The organism is Micromonospora vinacea (genome assembly GCF_015751785.1).
GTDB lineage: Bacteria > Actinomycetota > Actinomycetes > Mycobacteriales > Micromonosporaceae > Micromonospora > Micromonospora vinacea.
This window is the reverse complement of the sequence record NZ_JADOTY010000001.1, coordinates 2,479,880-2,498,259: the sequence shown is the minus strand read 5'-3', so window position 1 is coordinate 2,498,259 and position 18,380 is coordinate 2,479,880. Positions and strand designations below refer to the sequence as shown.

16 protein-coding genes and 1 riboswitch are annotated in these 18,380 nt (G+C 72.1%); of the genes, 9 read left to right on the top strand and 7 right to left on the bottom strand.

Annotation, left to right across the window (positions count from 1 at the left end):
* Window positions 1-8 precede the first annotated feature (8 nt).
* Both IW249_RS12025 and IW249_RS12020 read right to left on the bottom strand, forming a co-directional pair.
* A complete protein-coding gene (locus IW249_RS12025; protein ID WP_196920794.1) occupies window positions 9-956 on the bottom strand; it encodes a DUF8832 domain-containing protein in 948 nt (315 codons plus the stop codon).
* Window positions 957-969: 13 nt separating this feature from the next.
* Window positions 970-1,179 carry a heavy-metal-associated domain-containing protein gene (locus IW249_RS12020; protein ID WP_196920793.1) on the bottom strand — a complete coding sequence of 70 codons (210 nt, stop codon included), beginning with the start codon at window positions 1,177-1,179 and terminating at the stop codon, window positions 970-972.
* Between the two features lie 96 nt (window positions 1,180-1,275).
* On the opposite strand from IW249_RS12020, the gene IW249_RS12015 reads away from it, so the two are divergent.
* The 3 genes from IW249_RS12015 to IW249_RS12005 all read left to right on the top strand — a co-directional run bounded on the left by IW249_RS12015 (window position 1,276) and on the right by IW249_RS12005 (window position 4,560).
* Window positions 1,276-1,572: a metal-sensitive transcriptional regulator gene (locus IW249_RS12015; protein ID WP_030329541.1), complete on the top strand. Its 297-nt coding sequence runs from the start codon at window positions 1,276-1,278 to the stop codon at window positions 1,570-1,572.
* Window positions 1,573-1,868: 296 nt separating this feature from the next.
* A complete protein-coding gene (locus IW249_RS12010) occupies window positions 1,869-3,239 on the top strand; it encodes a YibE/F family protein (protein ID WP_196920792.1) in 1,371 nt (456 codons plus the stop codon).
* 166 nt (window positions 3,240-3,405) lie between these two features.
* Window positions 3,406-3,536, top strand: a riboswitch (cyclic di-AMP (ydaO/yuaA leader).
* 4 nt (window positions 3,537-3,540) lie between these two features.
* Window positions 3,541-4,560 (top strand): coiled-coil domain-containing protein, encoded by a 1,020-nt coding sequence (locus IW249_RS12005; RefSeq protein WP_196920791.1) that lies wholly within the window; start codon window positions 3,541-3,543, stop codon window positions 4,558-4,560.
* A 56-nt stretch (window positions 4,561-4,616) separates the two neighbouring features.
* On the opposite strand, the gene IW249_RS12000 is transcribed toward IW249_RS12005, so the two are convergent.
* Window positions 4,617-5,345: a carbonic anhydrase gene (locus tag IW249_RS12000; protein ID WP_196920790.1), complete on the bottom strand. Its 729-nt coding sequence runs from the start codon at window positions 5,343-5,345 to the stop codon at window positions 4,617-4,619.
* Window positions 5,346-5,571: 226 nt separating this feature from the next.
* On the opposite strand from IW249_RS12000, the gene IW249_RS11995 reads away from it, so the two are divergent.
* A complete protein-coding gene (locus tag IW249_RS11995; protein ID WP_196920789.1) occupies window positions 5,572-5,907 on the top strand; it encodes a helix-turn-helix transcriptional regulator in 336 nt (111 codons plus the stop codon).
* Window positions 5,908-5,957: 50 nt separating this feature from the next.
* On the top strand, window positions 5,958-7,187 hold the full coding sequence (mycP, locus tag IW249_RS11990; protein WP_307788572.1) for a type VII secretion-associated serine protease mycosin: 1,230 nt from the start codon (window positions 5,958-5,960) through the stop codon (window positions 7,185-7,187).
* Between the two features lie 105 nt (window positions 7,188-7,292).
* Here mycP and IW249_RS11985 read toward each other — a convergent pair whose 3' ends face one another.
* The 3 genes from IW249_RS11985 to eccCa all read right to left on the bottom strand — a co-directional run bounded on the left by IW249_RS11985 (window position 7,293) and on the right by eccCa (window position 12,076).
* On the bottom strand, window positions 7,293-7,571 hold the full coding sequence (locus IW249_RS11985; RefSeq protein WP_030329555.1) for a WXG100 family type VII secretion target: 279 nt from the start codon (window positions 7,569-7,571) through the stop codon (window positions 7,293-7,295).
* A gap of 25 nt (window positions 7,572-7,596) precedes the next feature.
* Window positions 7,597-7,905, bottom strand: coding sequence for a WXG100 family type VII secretion target (locus IW249_RS11980; RefSeq protein ID WP_030329557.1), 309 nt, complete (start codon window positions 7,903-7,905; stop codon window positions 7,597-7,599).
* Between the two features lie 205 nt (window positions 7,906-8,110).
* Window positions 8,111-12,076 (bottom strand): type VII secretion protein EccCa, encoded by a 3,966-nt coding sequence (eccCa, locus tag IW249_RS11975; protein WP_196920788.1) that lies wholly within the window; start codon window positions 12,074-12,076, stop codon window positions 8,111-8,113.
* 166 nt (window positions 12,077-12,242) lie between these two features.
* Between eccCa and eccD the strand changes: the two genes are divergently transcribed.
* Entirely contained in the window at window positions 12,243-13,640 is a 1,398-nt protein-coding gene (gene eccD / locus IW249_RS11970) for a type VII secretion integral membrane protein EccD (protein WP_196920787.1), read from the top strand.
* Window positions 13,641-13,659: 19 nt separating this feature from the next.
* On the opposite strand, the gene IW249_RS11965 is transcribed toward eccD, so the two are convergent.
* Window positions 13,660-14,847 (bottom strand): type VII secretion protein EccE, encoded by a 1,188-nt coding sequence (locus tag IW249_RS11965; RefSeq protein ID WP_196920786.1) that lies wholly within the window; start codon window positions 14,845-14,847, stop codon window positions 13,660-13,662.
* 163 nt (window positions 14,848-15,010) lie between these two features.
* Between IW249_RS11965 and eccB the strand changes: the two genes are divergently transcribed.
* Genes eccB through IW249_RS11950 form a run of 3 tightly spaced genes read left to right on the top strand, consistent with a single transcriptional unit; the run spans window position 15,011 to window position 18,375 of the window.
* A complete protein-coding gene (eccB, locus tag IW249_RS11960; protein WP_196920785.1) occupies window positions 15,011-16,633 on the top strand; it encodes a type VII secretion protein EccB in 1,623 nt (540 codons plus the stop codon).
* Window positions 16,634-16,679: 46 nt separating this feature from the next.
* Window positions 16,680-17,090 (top strand): hypothetical protein, encoded by a 411-nt coding sequence (locus IW249_RS11955; RefSeq protein WP_231392493.1) that lies wholly within the window; start codon window positions 16,680-16,682, stop codon window positions 17,088-17,090.
* Window positions 17,083-18,375 (top strand): WXG100 family type VII secretion target, encoded by a 1,293-nt coding sequence (locus IW249_RS11950; RefSeq protein WP_196920784.1) that lies wholly within the window; start codon window positions 17,083-17,085, stop codon window positions 18,373-18,375. Before IW249_RS11955 ends, IW249_RS11950 begins: the two co-directional genes overlap by 8 nt.
* Window positions 18,376-18,380: the final 5 nt, after the last annotated feature.

Sequence of the window (18,380 nt, the reverse complement as noted above, 5' to 3'; positions counted from 1 at the left end):
TGGTCCCGTCAGTCGTGTCCGTGCCCGGGGGTGCCGTGGTCGGCCCCGCCGGTCGGTGCGGGCCCGCTCGGCGTGGGGGCGTCTCCGGTCGGGGCAGCACCGGCGATCACCGTGAACTCGGCGGTGTGCACCCGTCCCCCGTGCTGGAAGTCGAGGTAGATCCGGTAGCTGCCGGCCGAGGGCACCTCGGCGAGGAAGGTGACGGCCGGACCGGGCCGGGTGCGCCCGTCGCCGGGAGTGCCGTCCGGGTGCACGTGCAGGTACGCCAGATCGCCCCGGCGCAACGCCACCAGGTGCCCGTACGCGCCCAGGTAGGGCTCCAGGTCGGTGACCGGCTGCCCGTCCCGGCTGACGGTCAGGGTCAGCGACGACGTGCGGCCGGGCTGCGGCGTACCGGCCAGGGTGACCGTGTAGCCGTCGACTGTGGTGCTGGTCGCCGGGGCGGGCAACTGTCGTTCGGTCAGCTCGCCGGGGACTGTCACGTCCACGCCGAGGGTCAGCGGCTCACCTCCGGTCGGGGTGAAGTCGGCGAACGCCCGCCACTGCCCGGGGCCGGTCAGCGGCGTGTCGACCCGCCAGGTGCCGTCCGCTGTCAACTCGGGGTGCACGTGCCGGAAGCCGGAAAGGTCCCGTCGGGCGACGATCAGGTGCATCTGCTTGTCGTGCGCCACCTCGTACCGGGTGACCGGGCGGCCGTCCGGGCCGGCGATCCGGAAGGCGAATTCGCCGGCCGGGGCGTTGACCGGTTCGAGGGTGTAGCCCCGGTCGGAGACGAGCAGGCCGCCGGGAAGCCGGGCGGCTGTCTCGTCGTGCTCGCCCGTCGCATGGGCGGCGTCGCCGTCGTGCCGGCTCTCGGCGGCCGGGGCGGGGTCGACGACCCGGCCGATCCCGTAGGTCGCGCCGAAGACCGCCGCCAGGCCGACGGCGAACCCGGCCAGTCTCGTCACGGTGCGCATGCCGGCCCTCCGATCACGCGTCGACGAGGTCGTAGCCGGCCTCGTCGACGGCGGCCCGGACGACAGCGGTGTCCAGCGGCTCGTCGCTGCTCACCGTGACCCGGCCGGCCGCGAGGTCGACCTGGACGTCCCGCACACCCGCGATGGCGCTGACCTCGGCGCTCACCGCGCTGACGCAGTGCCCGCAGGTCATGCCCTGCACCTGGTACGTCGTGTTGACCATTGGATCGTCTCCTCTTGCGGTACCGGTACCCGGTGGGGGTATCCCATCGGGACACGACCGTACCATACCCCCTGGGGGTAGGCTATCCTGGTCGGCATGACCGCACCCACCCCGATCCGCGGATACACCGCCAGCAAGGACCAGCTGCTCGCGCGGCTCCGCCGCGTCGAGGGGCAGGTCCGGGGCATCGAGAAGATGGTCGACGACGACCGCTACTGCATCGACGTGCTCACCCAGATCTCCGCGATCCAGGCCGCCCTCGACAAGGTGGCCCTGGGGCTGCTCGACGGGCACGCCCGGCACTGCATGCACGAGGGCGCCGCCGAGGGTCGAGCCGACGAGATGGCCACCGAGATGATGGCTGCGGTCGGTCGGCTCATGAAGCGCGGCTGACCGCCGGGGCCGCCACGCGGGCGGTTCGGGCACCCGACACTCCGCCACGACCTGCGACGCCCAGGTTGGCTGGCTAGCATCTCCCACGATGGCCCTCCGCATGCCGCCGTACAGCCGGGCACCCTCGCCGCCACGACGTGGCGTCGTCCCCGGTCGACCGGGCCGAGCACTGACCCTCCGTGATCAAGTGATCATCAGGCAGCGATCCGTCCCGCCGTCCGCCGCGTTTCCACAGCAACGGTGAACCGTCCGGACCGCTGACCCGTATCCCGCACCGGATCGTTGGGAGTCTCACCTTGGCCGCCGACCACACTCACAGTGCGCCGTCCGCCCCACCACGGGTGCGACGGATCCTCGTCATGACGGTGGTCCCCCTCTTCGTCGCCACAATGCTCGCCGCGGCGCTGCTCTGGCCGCGCGGCGGGTCACCGCAGACCGATGGTGGTGCGGACGTGCCGCGCTACCCCGGCACCGTCACCCAGGTGGTGAGCGAGCCGTGCCCGCCGACCCCGTCGGTTCCCGAGGGCACACCGAGGGTCGGCGACGGACGGTGCGGCACCGTCGACGTCCGGGTGGACGACGGGCCGACCGCCGGCAAACAGGTACGGACACCGGTGCCCGACGGGCCCGGCGCACCCCGGGTCGAGGTCGGCGACGAGGTCATCCTGGTCGAGCTGGCCGACCCCACCGACCCGACCACCAGCAACTGGAACATCGCCGAGCACCAACGCGGCACCCCGATGGTGTGGCTGGCGGTGGTCTTCGCGGCCGCGATCGTCGCGTTCGGTCGATGGCGAGGCCTGGCCGCGCTCGCCGGGCTGGCCGCCAGCTTCGCAATCCTGCTCACCTTCGTGCTGCCGGGCATCGGCGCCGGCCGGTCACCACTGCTGGTGGCGGTGGTCGGCGCGGCCCTGATCATGTTCGTGGTGCTCTATCTGACGCACGGCGTCACCGCACAGACGTCGGTCGCGGTGCTCGGCACCCTGGGCAGTCTGGTGCTGACCGGCGTGCTCGCCACCATCGCCACGGCAGCGACCCACCTCACCGGTTTCGGCAGTGAAGACGCCACCACCCTGTCGATGTTCCAGGGCGACGTGGACCTGCACGGCCTGCTGCTCGCGGGGATCATCATCGGGTCGCTCGGGGTGCTCGACGACGTCACTGTCACCCAGGCGGCCACCGTCACCGAACTGGCGAACGCCAACCCCGGGCTGACCCGGTTGCAGCTGTACCGGGCGGCCACCCGGGTCGGCCGCGCGCACATCGCCTCCACTGTCAACACCATCGTGCTGGCGTACGCGGGCGCGTCGCTACCCCTGCTGCTCCTGCTCACCGCCGACGCACGGCCGATCGGGCAGATCCTCACCAGTGAGTTCCTCGCGCAGGAGATCGTCCGCAGCGCGGTCGCCACCCTCGGTCTGATCGCCGCCGTACCGCTGACCACCGGGCTGGCCGCCGTGGTGGCCGCCGCCGGACGCAGCGATGCCCCACCGTCCACCGACGCTCCCTCGCCCCGGCCCCAGCCGGACCGCACGGAGGCACTTGCCGCACTCAGCTCACCGCGGACGACCGGCTCCGACGAGCCGGACCGGACGCGGACCACACCCCCATCCGAGGCCACCGACCGGTGGCCGGAGTCGAACAGGAGCACGGATACGGCATGGTGACACTCCTCAGCGTGACCAGATCGGGCACCCACCCTGAGAACCGCGTCACTGGTCACTCAACGCTATGGCGAAATGACGCTTTTGGTCGGCATCCAGGCGTAGCTCACCCGGTCGACTCTCGGGTAACCTCGCTGCCGGTTACCGATGAAGGCGCGAAGCGGCGCCTGCGGTGCCACCGCCCAATCGCCAGCCGGCGAGCCGGGGACCCAGGTATCTGGGGTGAATCCGCGTCAGCGGTAGGGGCCGCTTCCGCCCCGAACCCGTCAGCTAACCCGGTCGGCGGTCGACGGAAGGGAACATTGTGACGGCACCCCTACGCCGCTGGTTGACACCCGTGGTGGCCGTGATCGCCGCACTGACAGTGCTCGCCGGGCCGCTCCCGGCACACGCCGCCCCGACGAACCCCACACCGTCCGGGCACGAGGAGGACGGCGAGCCCAAGCTGCTCAACGACGTCATCGAGCAGGCCAACCGCGACTACTCCGCCGCCAAGTCCAAGCTGGACAAGTCCAAGAAGCGGCAGAGCGAGCTGGCGGCAGAGGTCAACCGGGCCAAGGCCGACCTCGACGCGTTGGCCCCGCAGGTCGGGCAGATCGCCGCCCAGGCGTACCGGACCGGCCGGATCGGCGCGGTCGCCATGCTGCTGGAGAGCGACGCTCCCGACTCGTTCGTCCAGCGCGCCGGGATGCTCGACGAGATCAACATGGTCAACGAGAAGAAGCTCTCCGAGGTCAACGAGGTGAAGGCCCGCGCCGAGCAGGCCAAACTGGCCCTCGACACCGAGGTCCGCGAGCAGCAGAAGCAGACCGCCCTGATGGCGAAGCGCAAGAGCGAGGCCGACAAGGCGCTCTCCCTCGTCGGCGGCAAGGGTTTCACCGGCGGCCTGGTGGATGCCACCTCCAAGGTCGCGAAGATCGGCCCGGGTCGCACGGCCGACGGTGACTGGAAGCCCCAGTCGTGCAGCGAGAACGACCCCACCACGTCCGGCTGCGTCACGCCGCGCACGCTGCACGCGTACAAGGAGGTCAAGGCGGCCGGCTTCAACCGGTTCGTCGGCTGCTACCGCCCCGGCGGGCCGTGGGAGCACCCGAAGGGCCGCGCCTGCGACTGGTCGCTACAGAAGAGCGGGTTCTCCCCGTGGCACAACAACGACACCCGGACGTACGGCAACAACGTCGCCGCGTTCCTCATCCGTAACGCCGACCGGCTCGGCATCTACTACGTGATCTGGAACCGGCAGATCTGGTTCCCGGCCACCGGCTGGAGTTCGTACAGCGGGCCGTCGAACCACACCGACCACGTCCACATGTCGTTGCTCTGACCCGCACGATCCCCGTCGAGGGCCGTTCCGCGTGACGCGGAGCGGCCCTCGACGCGTCAGACGGTGGCGGGCGCGGTCGCGTCGGTCGACCCGGCCGGGCTGTCCAGCGTCGCGAAGCCGGCCGGCATGGCGGCCACCGGGCGCACCGCTCCGGCGGCCAGCCGGTAGGACACCCCCACCACCGCGCATCGCCCCCGCGCCACCTCGTCGGCCAGCACCGGGGACTGCCCGAGCAACGTCTCGACGGTCTGGGCGATGTGGATGTCGACGATGCCGTCGATGTCGTCCACGCCCTCGGCCTGGGCCCGGCGCAGGCTGGGCAGCACGGCGTCGACCACCGCGCGCAGATGGCCACTGGGTGCGGTACCCGTCGCGACGGACTCCCGGGCCGCCTGCACCGCACCGCACGAGTCGTGGCCGAGCACCACCACAAGCGGAGTGCCGAGCACTGTCACCGCGTACTCGACGCTGCCGAGCACCTCGGGACCGGCGGTGTGCCCGGCCGTGCGAACAACGAACAGGTCGCCCAGCCCCCGGTCGAAGATGATCTCGGCAGCCAGCCGGGAGTCGGAGCAGCCGACGATCACCGCGAACGGGTGCTGCCCGTCGGCCACGGCGGCCCGGTGCCCGGCATCCTGGTTGGGGTGGCGTGGAGCACCGTCGACGAAGCGCCGGTTGCCGGCGATCAGTTCGGCGTACGCCCGGGTCGGCTCGCTGAGCGCGGACGCCCGGTCGGTGGTCCGCTGCGGACCCGGCTGACCACCGACGCTCCCGGTTTGACTCATCCCGCACCTCGTCTCGACGCATCTGACCTGGTCAAGCCGGCTTTCCGCCGGCCGGGCGGCGGGCGCTGGCTCGGGCTCCACCGTCACACGCACGGTAAGATGCGTCAAGGGATGCGTGATTTAGATTTCATACGTTGACTTTGGCCACCCCCTGGGCAACCTTCCCGTGGCAGGGCCGGCAAGACTCTCGCGAAGGCAGGCGGACATCCGGAAGGGCGGTTCCACGATGGCGAGCACGGTGACGGGCGACACCGGCAGCGGGCGGAACTGGACGTTCCTCACCAATCACGGGCACGTCCTGCTGGCCATCGCCCGCGATCCGACGGCCCGGCTGCGCGACGTCGCGGCCGAGGTCGGCGTGACCGAACGGGCCGCGCAGGCGATCGTCGCCGACCTGGAGGCGGGCGGTTACCTGCACCGCACGCGGGTCGGGCGACGCAACGAGTACACCCTCAACCCGGCCGGCCGGTTCCGGCACCCCGCCGAGGCCGACCGGCAGGTCGGTGACCTACTCGCACTGTTCGCCGACGTTCCCACCGCGAAGGCGTCCCCCCGCGCCTGACCGTCGTCGCCGGGGCCGCTGCCCGACCGTCACGGCGGTAACCTTTGCCTGTGCGCGAATGCCCGCCGTTGAGCGCGACCCCGTCCCGACGTGCCCTTCGCGGCGTCCTCAGTGGAGCACTGGCGGCCCTGCTCGGCGCCGGCCTGGTGGCACCCTCCCCCGCGACCGCGGCACCGCCCCTCTGCGGTCCCAACGGCGCCGACAGCCTGACCCAGGCGCCGTGGGCACTCAGCCGGCTGGAGCCGTCCTCCGCGTGGCCGCTGTCCCGGGGCGCCGGGGTCACGGTGGCCGTGATCGACTCCGGAGTCTCCGCCGCCCACCCGCTACTCAAGGGGCAGGTGCTCGAGGGTCGCGACTTCAACGACCTGCCGGCCCGGCAGGGCCAGTGCGACGAGGCCGGGCACGGCACGCTGATCGCCGGCATCATCGCCGGCCGGGAGGGCACTGTCGTCCCCTTCAGCGGCATCGCGCCGGGCGCCCGCATCCTGCCGATCCGGGTCCTGCCGCAGCTCGGGGAGGTCAGCAACCCACAGCTCCCCGGGCAGATCGCGGCGGCCATCGACTGGGCGGTCTCCCAGGGCGCCGACGTGATCAACCTGTCCCTGACGACGATTCCCCGCCCCGAACTGACGGCGGCCGTCGAACGCGCGCTGGCCAACGGGGTGGTGCTGGTCGCCGCCGCGGGCAACCGGTCGGAGAATTCGCAGAACCTGCCGGGCTACCCGGCCGCGTACCCCGGGGTCATCGCTGTCGGCGGGGTGGACGAACAGGGCAGCCACGTCGGCACCTCGATCAGCGGCGACTACGTCGACATCGCCGCACCGGGGATGAACATCGTCGGGCCGGCGCCCGGAAACAGCGGCTACCGCACAGTGCCGGAGGGCGGCACCAGCTACGCCGCCGCATACGTCTCGGGGGTGGCCGCGCTCGTCCGGGCCGCCTACCCGAGTCTCAACCCGCAGCAGGTAGCGGATCGGCTGAAACGCACCGCTGACAACCCCCCGGAGGGTCAGAACGCCGACATCGGCCACGGGATGGTCAACCCGTACCGGGCGGTGTCGAGCCTGCTCGGCACCCGGGCGAACCCGCCCGCCGGCGCGCTCCCGGCACCCGCCGTGCGGGACGACCCGCTGAGCTGGCAGCGCTCCGCCGCCATCTGGGCGGCGGTCATCGGCGCTCTGCTCGCCGGGCTGCTGCTGGTCGCGCGACCGATCATGGCCCGGGGCCGCCGACGCGACTGGCGCCCCGGCCGACGCACCGACGCGCCAACCGCCGGCTGAGCCGCGCACCGCGACGCGGTGCCGAGGCCTACGCCACCACAGAGCCGCCAACACAGAGCGGCTCCGGGCCGGATGAACCGGACCGGAGCCGCTCGTGCGAATGCTTCAGCTCCACACCTTGGAGTTGCTCATCTCCGTGGTGAGGTAGTTTTCGCGGGCGATGCCCACGGCACCGCCGATCTCGTTCAGGATCCGGTTGATGTCCCGGACCGCCGCGTCCCACTTCGCCTGGTGCTGCTCGTAGGCAACCCGGTCCTCGCCGTCCCAGTGCAGCTTGGTCAGCATCGACCGCAGCGTGTCAAGCTTTTCCTCGAGCGTCTTCGAGATGGCCTGCATCTGCTGGTTGCTGCTCTCGAGGACCGCATAGTCAACTTTGATCGTCACGATTTCCTCCTCTGCCGGCTACGGATCACGGGTTGAGAGCAGAGTGGAACTTGTCCAGCATCTGCTGCTGCTCTTCGTCGTTGACCTGGTGCGTCGTACCCGACTTGTCGAGCAGGTCAGCGATGCTGTCCATCGCCGTCAGCAGTTTGACGGTGTCCTCGTTCCAGCGCGTCATCAGCGACTGGAAGCCCGTGGACGCCTGACCCTTCCACGCGATGGCCAGGTCATCGACCACGTTCCACAGCTTCTTCAGCTCGCCGTCGACCTCGCTGCGCGTGGACCGCACGTCACTCGCGGCGGTATGCAGAGTCGCAGCTTCGACCTCGAACGCCATGCTTCACACCCTTCCGTCTGTTGTGGTGGCGGCTTCGCCGCACCCTCCCCCGCGGCAAGGCAGCAACACCCCACCGACGGACACTCCTGTGAAGACCGTAGCGGAACCTGTCCAGCCCTCGCAGCCCTGACCGGTGACGTTCGATGGATGGTGGTGAATCGGGCCGAGACGGCCCACCACCCCCTACCGAACGGTCGACCGTTGCTCAGGCCGGCTCAGACCACGCGGTCTGAATCAGCTGCTGGCCATCGCGACGGCGCACCAGGGTGCCCCGGCCGGGCGGCTGCGGGCTCGGTCGCAACGTGCCGAAGACCGCGCCCTCCTCCCGGTTACCGGACATCAGCAGGCCCGGCGAGTCCAACTCGCGCAGCCGTTGCAGCACCGGCTCGTAGAGCGCCCTGGACACACCGCCCACCCGACGCGTGACGATCAGGTGCAGACCGATGTCGCGGGCCTGGGGCAACAGCTCCTGCAGGGCGCTGAGCGGGTTGCTGCCACCGGACGCCACCAGGTCGTAGTCGTCCACCAGGATGTAAAGATCCGGACCCTTCCACCAGCTCCGATCGCGCAGCTGGGCGGTGGTCACGTCCGGGCCGGGCAGCCGGTTGGAGAGCGCACTCCGGATCGACCCGAGCCCCTGGGCGAACGCCTGGTTCGACGGGGCGTAGTCGAGCAGGTGGTCACCCTCCACCGCCCCCAGCAGGCCACGCCGGTAGTCGGCGATCACCAGCCGGGCCTGCGCCGGGGTGTACCGCTCGGTGATGCCCCGGGCGATCAGGCGCAGCAGGTTGGTCTTGCCGCACTCCGCGTCGCCGAAGACCGTCAGGTGCGGCTCGTTGGCCAGGTCCAGGTAGACCGGCGCGAGTGCCGACTCGTTGACACCGATCGGGAGACCCGGCGCCGACCGGTCGATGATCCGGGCCAGCTCCGCCACCGGCAGCCGGCGCGGCAACAACCGCACCTTCGGCGCCGGACGACCCGGCCAGTTCGCCGCCACGTGCCCGGCCAGGGAGAGCGAGGCCTCGCTCAGATCGTCGATGTCCCGGCGACCGTCGATCCGTGAGATGGCGGTGAGGAAGTGCAGCTTGTCCCGGGTCAGGCCCCGACCGGGCGACTTCTCCGGCACGTTGTTCGCGGCGCGGCGGTCGATCTCGGACTCCGACGCGTCGCCCAGGCGCAGCTCCAACTTGGTGCCGAGCAGATCCCGCATGTTGATCCGGATCTCCGCCCACCGCACGGCGGTGAGCACCACGTGCACACCGAAGCCGAGGCCCCGGTTGGCCAGCGTGGTGATGGTCTGCTCCAGCTCCTCGTACTCCTGGCGCAGCGTGTTCCACCCGTCCACCACCAGGAAAACGTCGCCGAACGGGTCGTCCGCGAACTCACCAGCGGCGCGGCGACGGCGGTAGCTCGCCACCGAGTCGATGCCGTGCTGGGCGAAACGAGCCTCCCGCTCGTCCAGCACGGCGACCACCTCGGCCACCGTCCGGCGGACCGCCTCGACGTCGCGCCGACCGGCCACCCCGGCCATGTGCGGCAACCGCTCCATGCTGCGCAGCGCGCCCCCGCCGAAGTCCAGGCAGAAGAACTGCACCTCACGTGGCGTGTGCGTGAGCGCCAGCGAGGCGAGCAGCGTACGCAGCATCGTGCTCTTGCCACTCAGCGACCGACCGACGATGACCACGTTGCCGCCAGCCCCGGCGAGCTCGACCATCATCGGGTCACGGCGCTGCTCGTAGGGGCGGTCCACGACACCGACCGGCACTGTCAGCCGCCCGCGCCCGGGCCAGGACGCCGTACACAGCCCGTAGGTCGGGTCGACAGCCAGCGGACCGAGCAGCTCACCCAGGCCCGGCGGGTCGGCCAACGGCGGCAGCCACACCTGGTGGGCCGGGCGGCCCCGACCCTTGAGCTGATCGATCAGCACGTCGAGCATCGCCACGGCCTTGCCGTCGGCCGGCTGCTCCGGCTCCGGAGCGGTGTCCACCGGCACCTGCGGAACCTGCACCGGCACGAAGTCGAGGCCGTACGGCACGATCCGCCGCTGCACCAGCGCCTGCGAGGCGGAGGCCTGCTGCCCCGGCGCCCGGTACGCCCCCGACACGTACGCGGCCCGGAACCGCAACATGGTGCTGGTGTCCGTCTTCAGGTAACCGTGGCCCGGCGCGTTCGGCAGCTCGTACGCGTCCGGTACGCCGAGCACGATCCGGCTCTCCACAGCGGAGAACGTCCGCAGACCGATCCGGTACGACAGGTGCGTGTCGAGACCCCGTAGCTTGCCCTCTTCGAGGCGCTGGCTGGCCAGCAGCAGGTGCACGCCGAGGGACCGACCCAACCGGCCGATCATCACGAACAGGTCGATGAAGTCCGGTTTGGCGGCGAGCAGTTCGCTGAACTCGTCACAGATGATCAACAAGCTGGGCATCGGCGCCAGCGGCTCACCCGCCGAGCGCGCCTTCTCGTACTCGAAGCGGGAGACGTAGTTGCCGGCCGCCCGCAGCAGCTCCTGCCGGCGCACCATCTCACCGGCGAGCGCGTCGCGCATACGGTCGACAAGCGGCAGCTCGTCGGCCAGGTTGGTGATCACCGCGCTGGTGTGCGGCAGCGCCTCCAGCGAGGCGAAGGTCGCGCCGCCCTTGAAGTCCACCAGGACGAAGTTCAGTTCCTCCGACGAGTGGGTCACCGCCAACGCGGCCACCACAGTACGCAGCAGCTCGCTCTTACCGGAGCCGGTCGCGCCGATCACCAGACCGTGCGGACCCATGCCCTCGTGCGCCGACTCCTTGAAGTCCAGCTCGACCACGTTGCCGTCCGGGCCCACGCCGAGTGGGATGCGCAGCCGATCGCGGTGACCACGCGGACGCCAGGTGTTCTGCACGTCCACCGCCGCGGCGTCACCGACGCCGAGCAGGTCCGGCAGCTCAGTGCTGCGGGCCAGCGGCTCGTCGCCGCCGGTCTGCTGCTGGGAGAGCCGGAAGGGGGCGATCTGTCGGGCCAGCCCCTCGGCGGCCTCGGCGCTGAGCCGGTCGGGCCGACCCAGCGTCGACGACGAGCTGCCCCGGACCAGATCGAGTGAGTTTCCGTCACCCACGTCGAGGCAGAGCAGCCAGCGGCCGGCGTCGCGCGGCACCGTCCCGGACAGGTCGATCACGGTGGCGCCGAGCAGCCCCGGGCCCACCAGCTGGCAGGTCGGTGAGATCTCCCCGCCGTCGATCACCACGATCAGGTGCGGGGCGGTGGTCAGCGGCTTGGCCTCCGGCGCGAACCGGGGCCGCCCGGCCAGCTCGGCGGCGAGCGCGGCCTCGGCCTCGGCCAGGCTGGGGAAGACCAGCCGGCGCGCGCCGGCCGCGTCCGTACGACCGCTGTGGTGGGCGTGTGGCAGCCACTTCACCCAGCCCCAGGACGACTGCCGGTCGGGTGCGGCGACCACCGCGATCACCAGGTCGTCCGGTGCGTGGAAGGTGGCCAGCTGCCCCAACGCCGCGCGGGTCAGGTCGAGCACCGGCTCGCGGTCGCCGCGCAGCACCACCCGGCTGAACGCGCGCACCGACAGCGCCGTCGGCAGGTCGGGCACCGTGGAGTGCGCCCGGACGAACCGGCGGAGCGCGATGGCGCTCATCGGCTCCAGGTCCTCCACCGGCTTGGTCTCCGGTGGAACGATCTCCACGGCGAGCCGCTGCGGGCCGAGGGCGATCCGGGTCTCGCCGAAGTCGTCCTCGGTGATCCGCCGCTCCCAGAGTCGCCGGGACGCGGCGATCGACCAGAGCGCGTCGGGCTCCGGGTGCCGCCAGGCCATCGCGGCCCGCTGCTGCTCGGCGGCACGGCGGGTGCGCTTGCGCATCTGCGCCAGGTAGCGCATGTAGTCGCGGCGATCGGCATTCAGCTCGGCCTTGTCCTTGCCACCGCTGTTGGCCAGCGAGCCGATCGCCATGCCGAGCATCGAGACACCGAACAGACCGCCGGCGACGTAGGTCATCATGCCGCCGCCCTTGCCGGCGTACAGGAAGGCCATGGCGCCGACCCCGCAGAACATCGGCAGGATCATGAGCAGCTGCCCCATCCCGCGGGGCGTTGGCTCGGGCAGCTCGGGAGGCGACTCCAGCAGCACCTCGCCGCGCGGTAAGGCCGGCCCCGGCTGACGCGTGAGCCGGCGGAACACCACAGTGCTCACGGCTGTCTCCTCCCCAGAAGCGGCCCTGATGACGTGCGGTCCGCGGAACATCGCCCGCGGGTGGGCATCGTACGTGCCGTCATCGTAGGTAATCTGCCGTGTGCGCGGTGGACCCGGACCGCAGCATCACAGCCAGCCGATCACAGACGCACACCAGGAGGCCACTGTGGCGACGAAGACGGCGACCGGTGGTCTGAGCCGGATCACCATCGTGGCTCCGCGTACCCGGATGGATCTGGCGCTCCCGTCGGACGTGCCGCTGGCCGACCTGCTGCCCACCCTGCTGCGCTACGCCGGTGAGGACATGGCCGACGAGGGTGCGCGGCACGGCGGCTGGGCACTGTCCCGGTTGGGCGGTGCGCCGCTCGACGGCGGCCGTACCGCGGCGCAGCTCAGCGTCCGTGACGGTGAGGTGCTCTACTTCAACCCGCGGTCCGACGCGGCGCCGGAGATCGTCTTCGACGACGTGGTGGATGCGGTCGCCACAGCGACCAACCAGCGCCCCGGGGCCTGGCAGGTCGGCGCAACCCGTTCCTTCGCGACGGTCTTCGCGGCGGCGGCGTTCGGCGCCGGCGCGCTGGCCGCCCTCTTCGCCGGCCCGCCGCACCTGCCCGGCGCGCTGGCCGCGCTGCTGGTCGCGGTGGCGCTGCTGGTGGGCGCGGCGGTGCTGTCCCGGGCCGCCGGTGACAGCGGCATCGGTGCGGTGCTGGCCCTGGTCGGCCTGGTGCACGCGGCCACCGGCGGCCTGCTGCTGCTCGCCGGCGATCGATCGCTGACCGAGTTGGCCAGTCCGCACGTCCTGCTCGCGGCGACCGCTGCGGTGGTGGCCGGCGCTGTGGCAGTGCTGGCGGTCGGCGACCGGTACCCCCTCTTCTTCGCGGCGATCGGGGTCGCGGCCGCGACCGGCCTGGGCGCGGTGCTCTGCCTGGTCCTCGGCCTCGACGCGGCGGCCTCCGCGGCGGTGGTCGCGGCGGTCGCGTTCGGTGTGGTGCCGGCGCTGCCGATGATGGCCTACCGGCTGGCCCGGCTGCCGGTGCCGTCGATCCCGACCGGTCCGGAGGACCTGAAGACCGACAGCGAGTCGGTGGACGGCCGGCAGGTGCTCCAGCAGAGCGAGCGCGCCGACCAGTTCCTCACCGGTCTGCTGTGGACGGTGTCGCTGCTGGTGCTGGGCGCGCAACTCGTGCTGGCCCTGGACGGACGCCTGCCCGCGGTGCTGCTGTGCCTGGTGCTGGCCCTGCTGGCGCTGCTGCGGGCACGGCCCCTCCTGGGCCGGGCCCAGCGCACCCCGGTGCTGCTGGCCGGCACCGTGGGTCTGGGCCTGACCGCCGCGGCCACCTTCGCCGGTGGGTCGCTGCCGGTCCGGCTCGGCCTGATCCTGGGCGGGCTGGTGCTGGCCGCCGTGATCAGCCTGATCTACGGCCTGACCGTCGCCGGCAAACGCATCTCGCCGGTCTGGGGCCGCCTGCTCGACATCGCCGAGATCCTGCTCATCATCTCGCTGGTGCCGCTCGCCTTCTGGGTCTGCGGCCTCTACGGCTGGATCGTCAACCTGCGACCCTGACCGCACCGCACCGCACCGGTCAGCGCGATCGCGGACCGGTGGAGGCACCCAGCGCCGACGCGACCGGAGCGGTGGCGTAGACGCCCGGAGCGTGCTGACCGTCCATCGGCCGGGTGGACGCGCCCGTCCGGTCCGCGACCTCGCGGACCACCTTGACCAGGGCCTCGACGTGGTTGTCCATCGCCGCTACCCGCAGCAGCGGCGCCGCCACCCGACCGTCCGTCGAGACGGTCACGGCCACCGTGTGCGACGGCGCCGAGGTCGCGGTGATCGCGTCCACCAGTGGGCCGAGCGGCGCGTCGGAACGGCCCCGCAGGGCCATGCAGCGGTGCGTCCAGCCGCCGCCACGCAGCCCACTCCAGCTCTCCGTCGGCGCCTCGGGCACCAGGTCGAGACCGGCGGCCGAGACGATCGCCGCGCGTAGTTCCTCACGGCCCAACGGGCGATGGGCCAACCCCGCGGAGGTCAGCGCCTTGCCGAGCCGGCCGATCCCGGCGGCCACCGTCCGGTGCACGCCGGTCAGCCCACCACCGCGGCTCACCGCCTCGACCCGGGCGTCCCGGACGGTGAGCCGCACCGCCACCCAGACGGTCCGGTGCGCGGCCGGTGGCGCCCCGGGCGCCGGGTACCAGACCAGCGTGTGCGCGACGACCTGGGCCCGGGAGACCGGGGCGCTGAAGTCCGACAGCACCCGCAGCGCGCGGTCCACAGCGGCGGCGTCGACGGAGCCGACCGCCGCACCGGTGGCGGACTGCAGAGCGACGGCCGCGAACCAGCCCTGGTCGTCCCGCCCGATGCCGAGCCGGGTGCCCCGGTCGGTCAGCTCGATGACGCTCAGCTCGGGAGCGAGCGCAGCCAACCGCGGGTCGGTCGCGGTGCCGCTGGCCAGCGCGGCCGAGGCGCGCTCGCCGCGTCGCCGCAGCCGGCGGCGCAGCAGCAGGTCCTCGAACCACCAGCGGCCACCTCGACGGGCGAAGGCCGCCAGGACGATCAGCAGCGCCGCCGCGCCCGCCGCGGCGAGCACCCAGCTCGGTCCGGCGGTGGCGGCCCAGACGCCGACCACGCACAACTCCAGCACGACGAGCTGCCCGACCAACACGGGACCGACCCGCCCACGGCCGGGCCGCTCGGCCGGGGGCACCGGCCGGGTCGGAACGTCGACAGGGTCCGTGACCGCTCGGGCGGGTGGCGCCTGAACCTGCGTCATCGCTGACTGTCCCTCCTGCACGGTACGACTCTGCGCCGGGTCTCCTCCGGTGCCGGCCACGAGCGGTGGTCCCAAGGAACCACCGTCGGCCCCTTATCGTAGGGAAGCCCGCGACGGCACCCCGACCCTGATCGTCGCGGATCCACCCCGCCGGAGGTAAGTCATGCGGACCCGCCGCGATCAGGTGCAGGCGTACCGCTTCGTCACCCGCCGCATCGTCTCCGCGTTGCTGTCGGGCGATCCGGAGACCACCAACCTGCCGATGCGACGGCTCGGCATGGCCGTCTTCGGCAGTGTCCTCACCGCGGCCATCGTGCTCGGTGGGGTAGGTGCCTACGGCCAGTTGACCGGCGGCACGGCACCGCTGGACGACCAGACCCTGGTCATCGAACGGGAGACCGGCGCGACGTACGTGTTCATCGAGGGAAAGCTGCACCCGACGCTCAACTACGCGTCGGCGCGCCTCATCGTGAACGACGCCAGCGCCCAGGTGCGGACGATGTCCCAGGCGTCGCTGCGGGACCGGCCCCGCGGCGTCACGCTCGGCATCGTCGGGGCACCGGACGCCCTGCCGGACCGCAAGTCGCTGACCGGGTTGCCCTGGTCGGTCTGCGACGTGCCCGACCCGGTCGACCGGCAGCGGTCCAGCACCCGGGTGGTGATCGACCGTGCGTTGCCCGGCGGCGCGCCGCTGGGTGACCGGGCGGTGCTGGTCTCGGTGGACGACCAGCGGTACCTCATCACCAACAACAGCCGGCTCCAACTGCTCGACCCGTCCCGCACGATCACGGCGCTGCGGATGGCCGGCACCGAACGACTCCAGGTCGGGCAGCAGCTGCTCAACTCGGTTCCGGCCGGGCCACCGCTGCGCCGGCCGTCGCTGACCGGTGAGGGCGAGCCCAGCAGCCGCCGGGTGGGCGGGCAGTCGTACGACGTCGGGTCGGTGTTCAAGGCCGCCGGTCGGCACTACGTGCTGACCCGGGACGCTCTCGTGTCGATCAGTGAGATCACCGCGTTGCTGCTCATCAGCAACGGCGGTCGGATTACCGACATCACCCCGAACCAGGCCAGCGAGGCGTTCGAGGAGCGGCGGATCGAGGAGGACGGGCTGCCCTCGACGATGCCCGCCCTCTACCCGGCCCAGCCCGGTCAGACCACGCTGTGCGCGACCTACCGGAAGGGCAGCGCGGGTGGCCCGCCGACCACCACAGTGGAGGTCTTCGACCGGGTGCCGGACGAGTTGACCGAGAGCGATCCGGGACTGGTGCCGGTGCGCCAGACCAGGCGCGACGCCGTACGCACCGCCGAGGCGGTGCTGCTGCCCGGCGGCAAGGGTGTCATCGCGCAGGCCTCCCCCGGCGCCGGGACCAGCGGGTCCGGCGCCGCCGGGTCGACGATCTACCTGATCAGCCCGCAGGGCATCCGGTATCCGCTCGGCTCGGCGGCGACGCTGGAGGCGCTCGGCTACGGCGGGGTCACCCCACTGGCGGTGCCCGGTTCGCTGCTCGCGCTGATCCCGACCGGGCCCACGCTGGACCGCGAGGACGCGCTCGCCGTCTTCAGTCCGGACGGACCGGCACCGGCCGCGCCACCGCCGGCCGCACCGAGGTCAGTCTCGCCATCCGCGGCACCGCCGTCCGGCACGCCGTCCGCCGGGTCACCGTCGGGGTCGTCGTCCGCCGCGCCGCCGTCGGGCTCGACACCGACGACTCCGGCCAGCGGCGCCCCGTCGAGCGGCGGGACCGGCGGCGGAAGGTCCGCGGAATCGACCGACGCCGACGGCTGAGCAGCTTCGGCGGGTCGCCCGGAGTCGCACTGGTGGACTAACCTGGATGTCGCTGACGGTTGTCAACCAGAACGACGGGGATGTTGCCATGGCCGGGCGTACGGAAGTCGACCTGTTGTCCCTTGAGGACTTCCACCAGCACCTGGCGTCTCGGCTGAGCCAGGCCGAGTCGGTGCTGCGCAAGCTCAACACCGAGATGCAGTGCCGACCGCCGGCGCTGGGCTCGTTCTTCGACGCCACCGACAAGGCGCGTCGCTACAGCGAGGTGCACCAGTCCTATGTCGACCAGGCCGAACGGATCCGGCAGGCGGTGCTGGCGGCGCAGCAGGCGACCAGCACGATCCTGAGCAACTACCGCACCGCCGAGGCGCGTAACGCGGCCAACGCCGACGACGTCACCGCCGCGCTGACCCCTGTCGACCGGGCGTTGCAGCCGAAGGAGGACGGGCGTGTCTGAATACACCCAGCGCTACCAGGGCAACAGCCACCAGCAGCTGTACGACGGCCTGATGGCGGGCAAGCCGGAGCAGATCGAGGGCGTGGCCACCCAGTGGGCCGAGCTCAAGGGCATCCTCGACGGCCTCGGCCGGGAGTTGAGCGGCGACCTCGACAAGCTGGCCAACACCTGGACGGGGTCGGCAGGTCGGGAGTTCCACCGGCGACTCAGCTTCATCGTCGCCCACACCGACGCGTTGGGTGAGGGGATGGCCGGCATCAAGCAGGGGTTGACCATGATGGCCGACCATCTGCGCGCCGCCCACAAGCAGGCCGAGAGCCCTGAGGAGACCGACGACAACGACAAGGCGATCGGCGGCGCGATCAAGGGTGGCGCTGTCTTCGGTCTGACCGGTCTGATCGTCGGGGGGATCGCGGGTCACCAGCAGGACAAAGCCGAGCAGGAGAAGGCCCACCAGCGGATGGTGAACCTGGTGGCCGATCTGGCCAGCAGTTACGACATCTCCGCCTACGACCGGGTGGTCGAGCCGCCCCCGCCCGACCCGGATACTCCGAGCACCGCCAGCAAGGATCCGACGACGCCGCAGAGTGTCTCGGCCATCGCCAGGGTGAGCGGCGGCCCCAGCACCGGCACCGACACCGGTCGCACCGGTGACGCGACAATCTCGACGCCCGACAGCGTTTCCCAACTGCCGGGCGACGGTTCGACGTCGGACGAGGTCGGCTCGGGCCCCGGTGGCAGCCCGGCTGTCGTCACCGGCCCGATCGGTGCTGGCAGCGACCCCACCAACCGGGGCACCTCGCTCGCCGGGGCGGACCCACTGCTCGGCGGCGCGCTGCTCGGCGGCGGTGCCGCCGGGCTTGTCGGCCTGTCCGGGCCGGGCGGCGCACCCGCCCCGGCGAGCACCGGTCCCGGCCTGCTCTACGGAGCACAGGGCGGGTCACCGGCCGGCGGGGTGTTGCGCAGCGGCGCGCTCGCGGGCTCGGGCAACGCGGCCCCCGCCTCTGCGCGGCCGACCGGTGGTGGTGCCGCTCCGGCGGAGAGCCGCGCCGCCAACGGGGTCGGGCGCAGCATCGACGGCCAGCGCGGTGGGGGCGGCGGCCGTGCGGCCGTGGCCGGTGGCAACGCGCGGCCGGGGTCCGGCGGCCGTCCCGGGGTGCTCGGCGGGCACGGTCGCGCGCAGGACGACGACTCCGACGACCGGCTGACCTGGTTGACCGAGGACGAGATGGTGTGGCAGGGCGACGACAAGGCCGCGCCACCGGTGCTCGGCACCGGCGACTGACCACT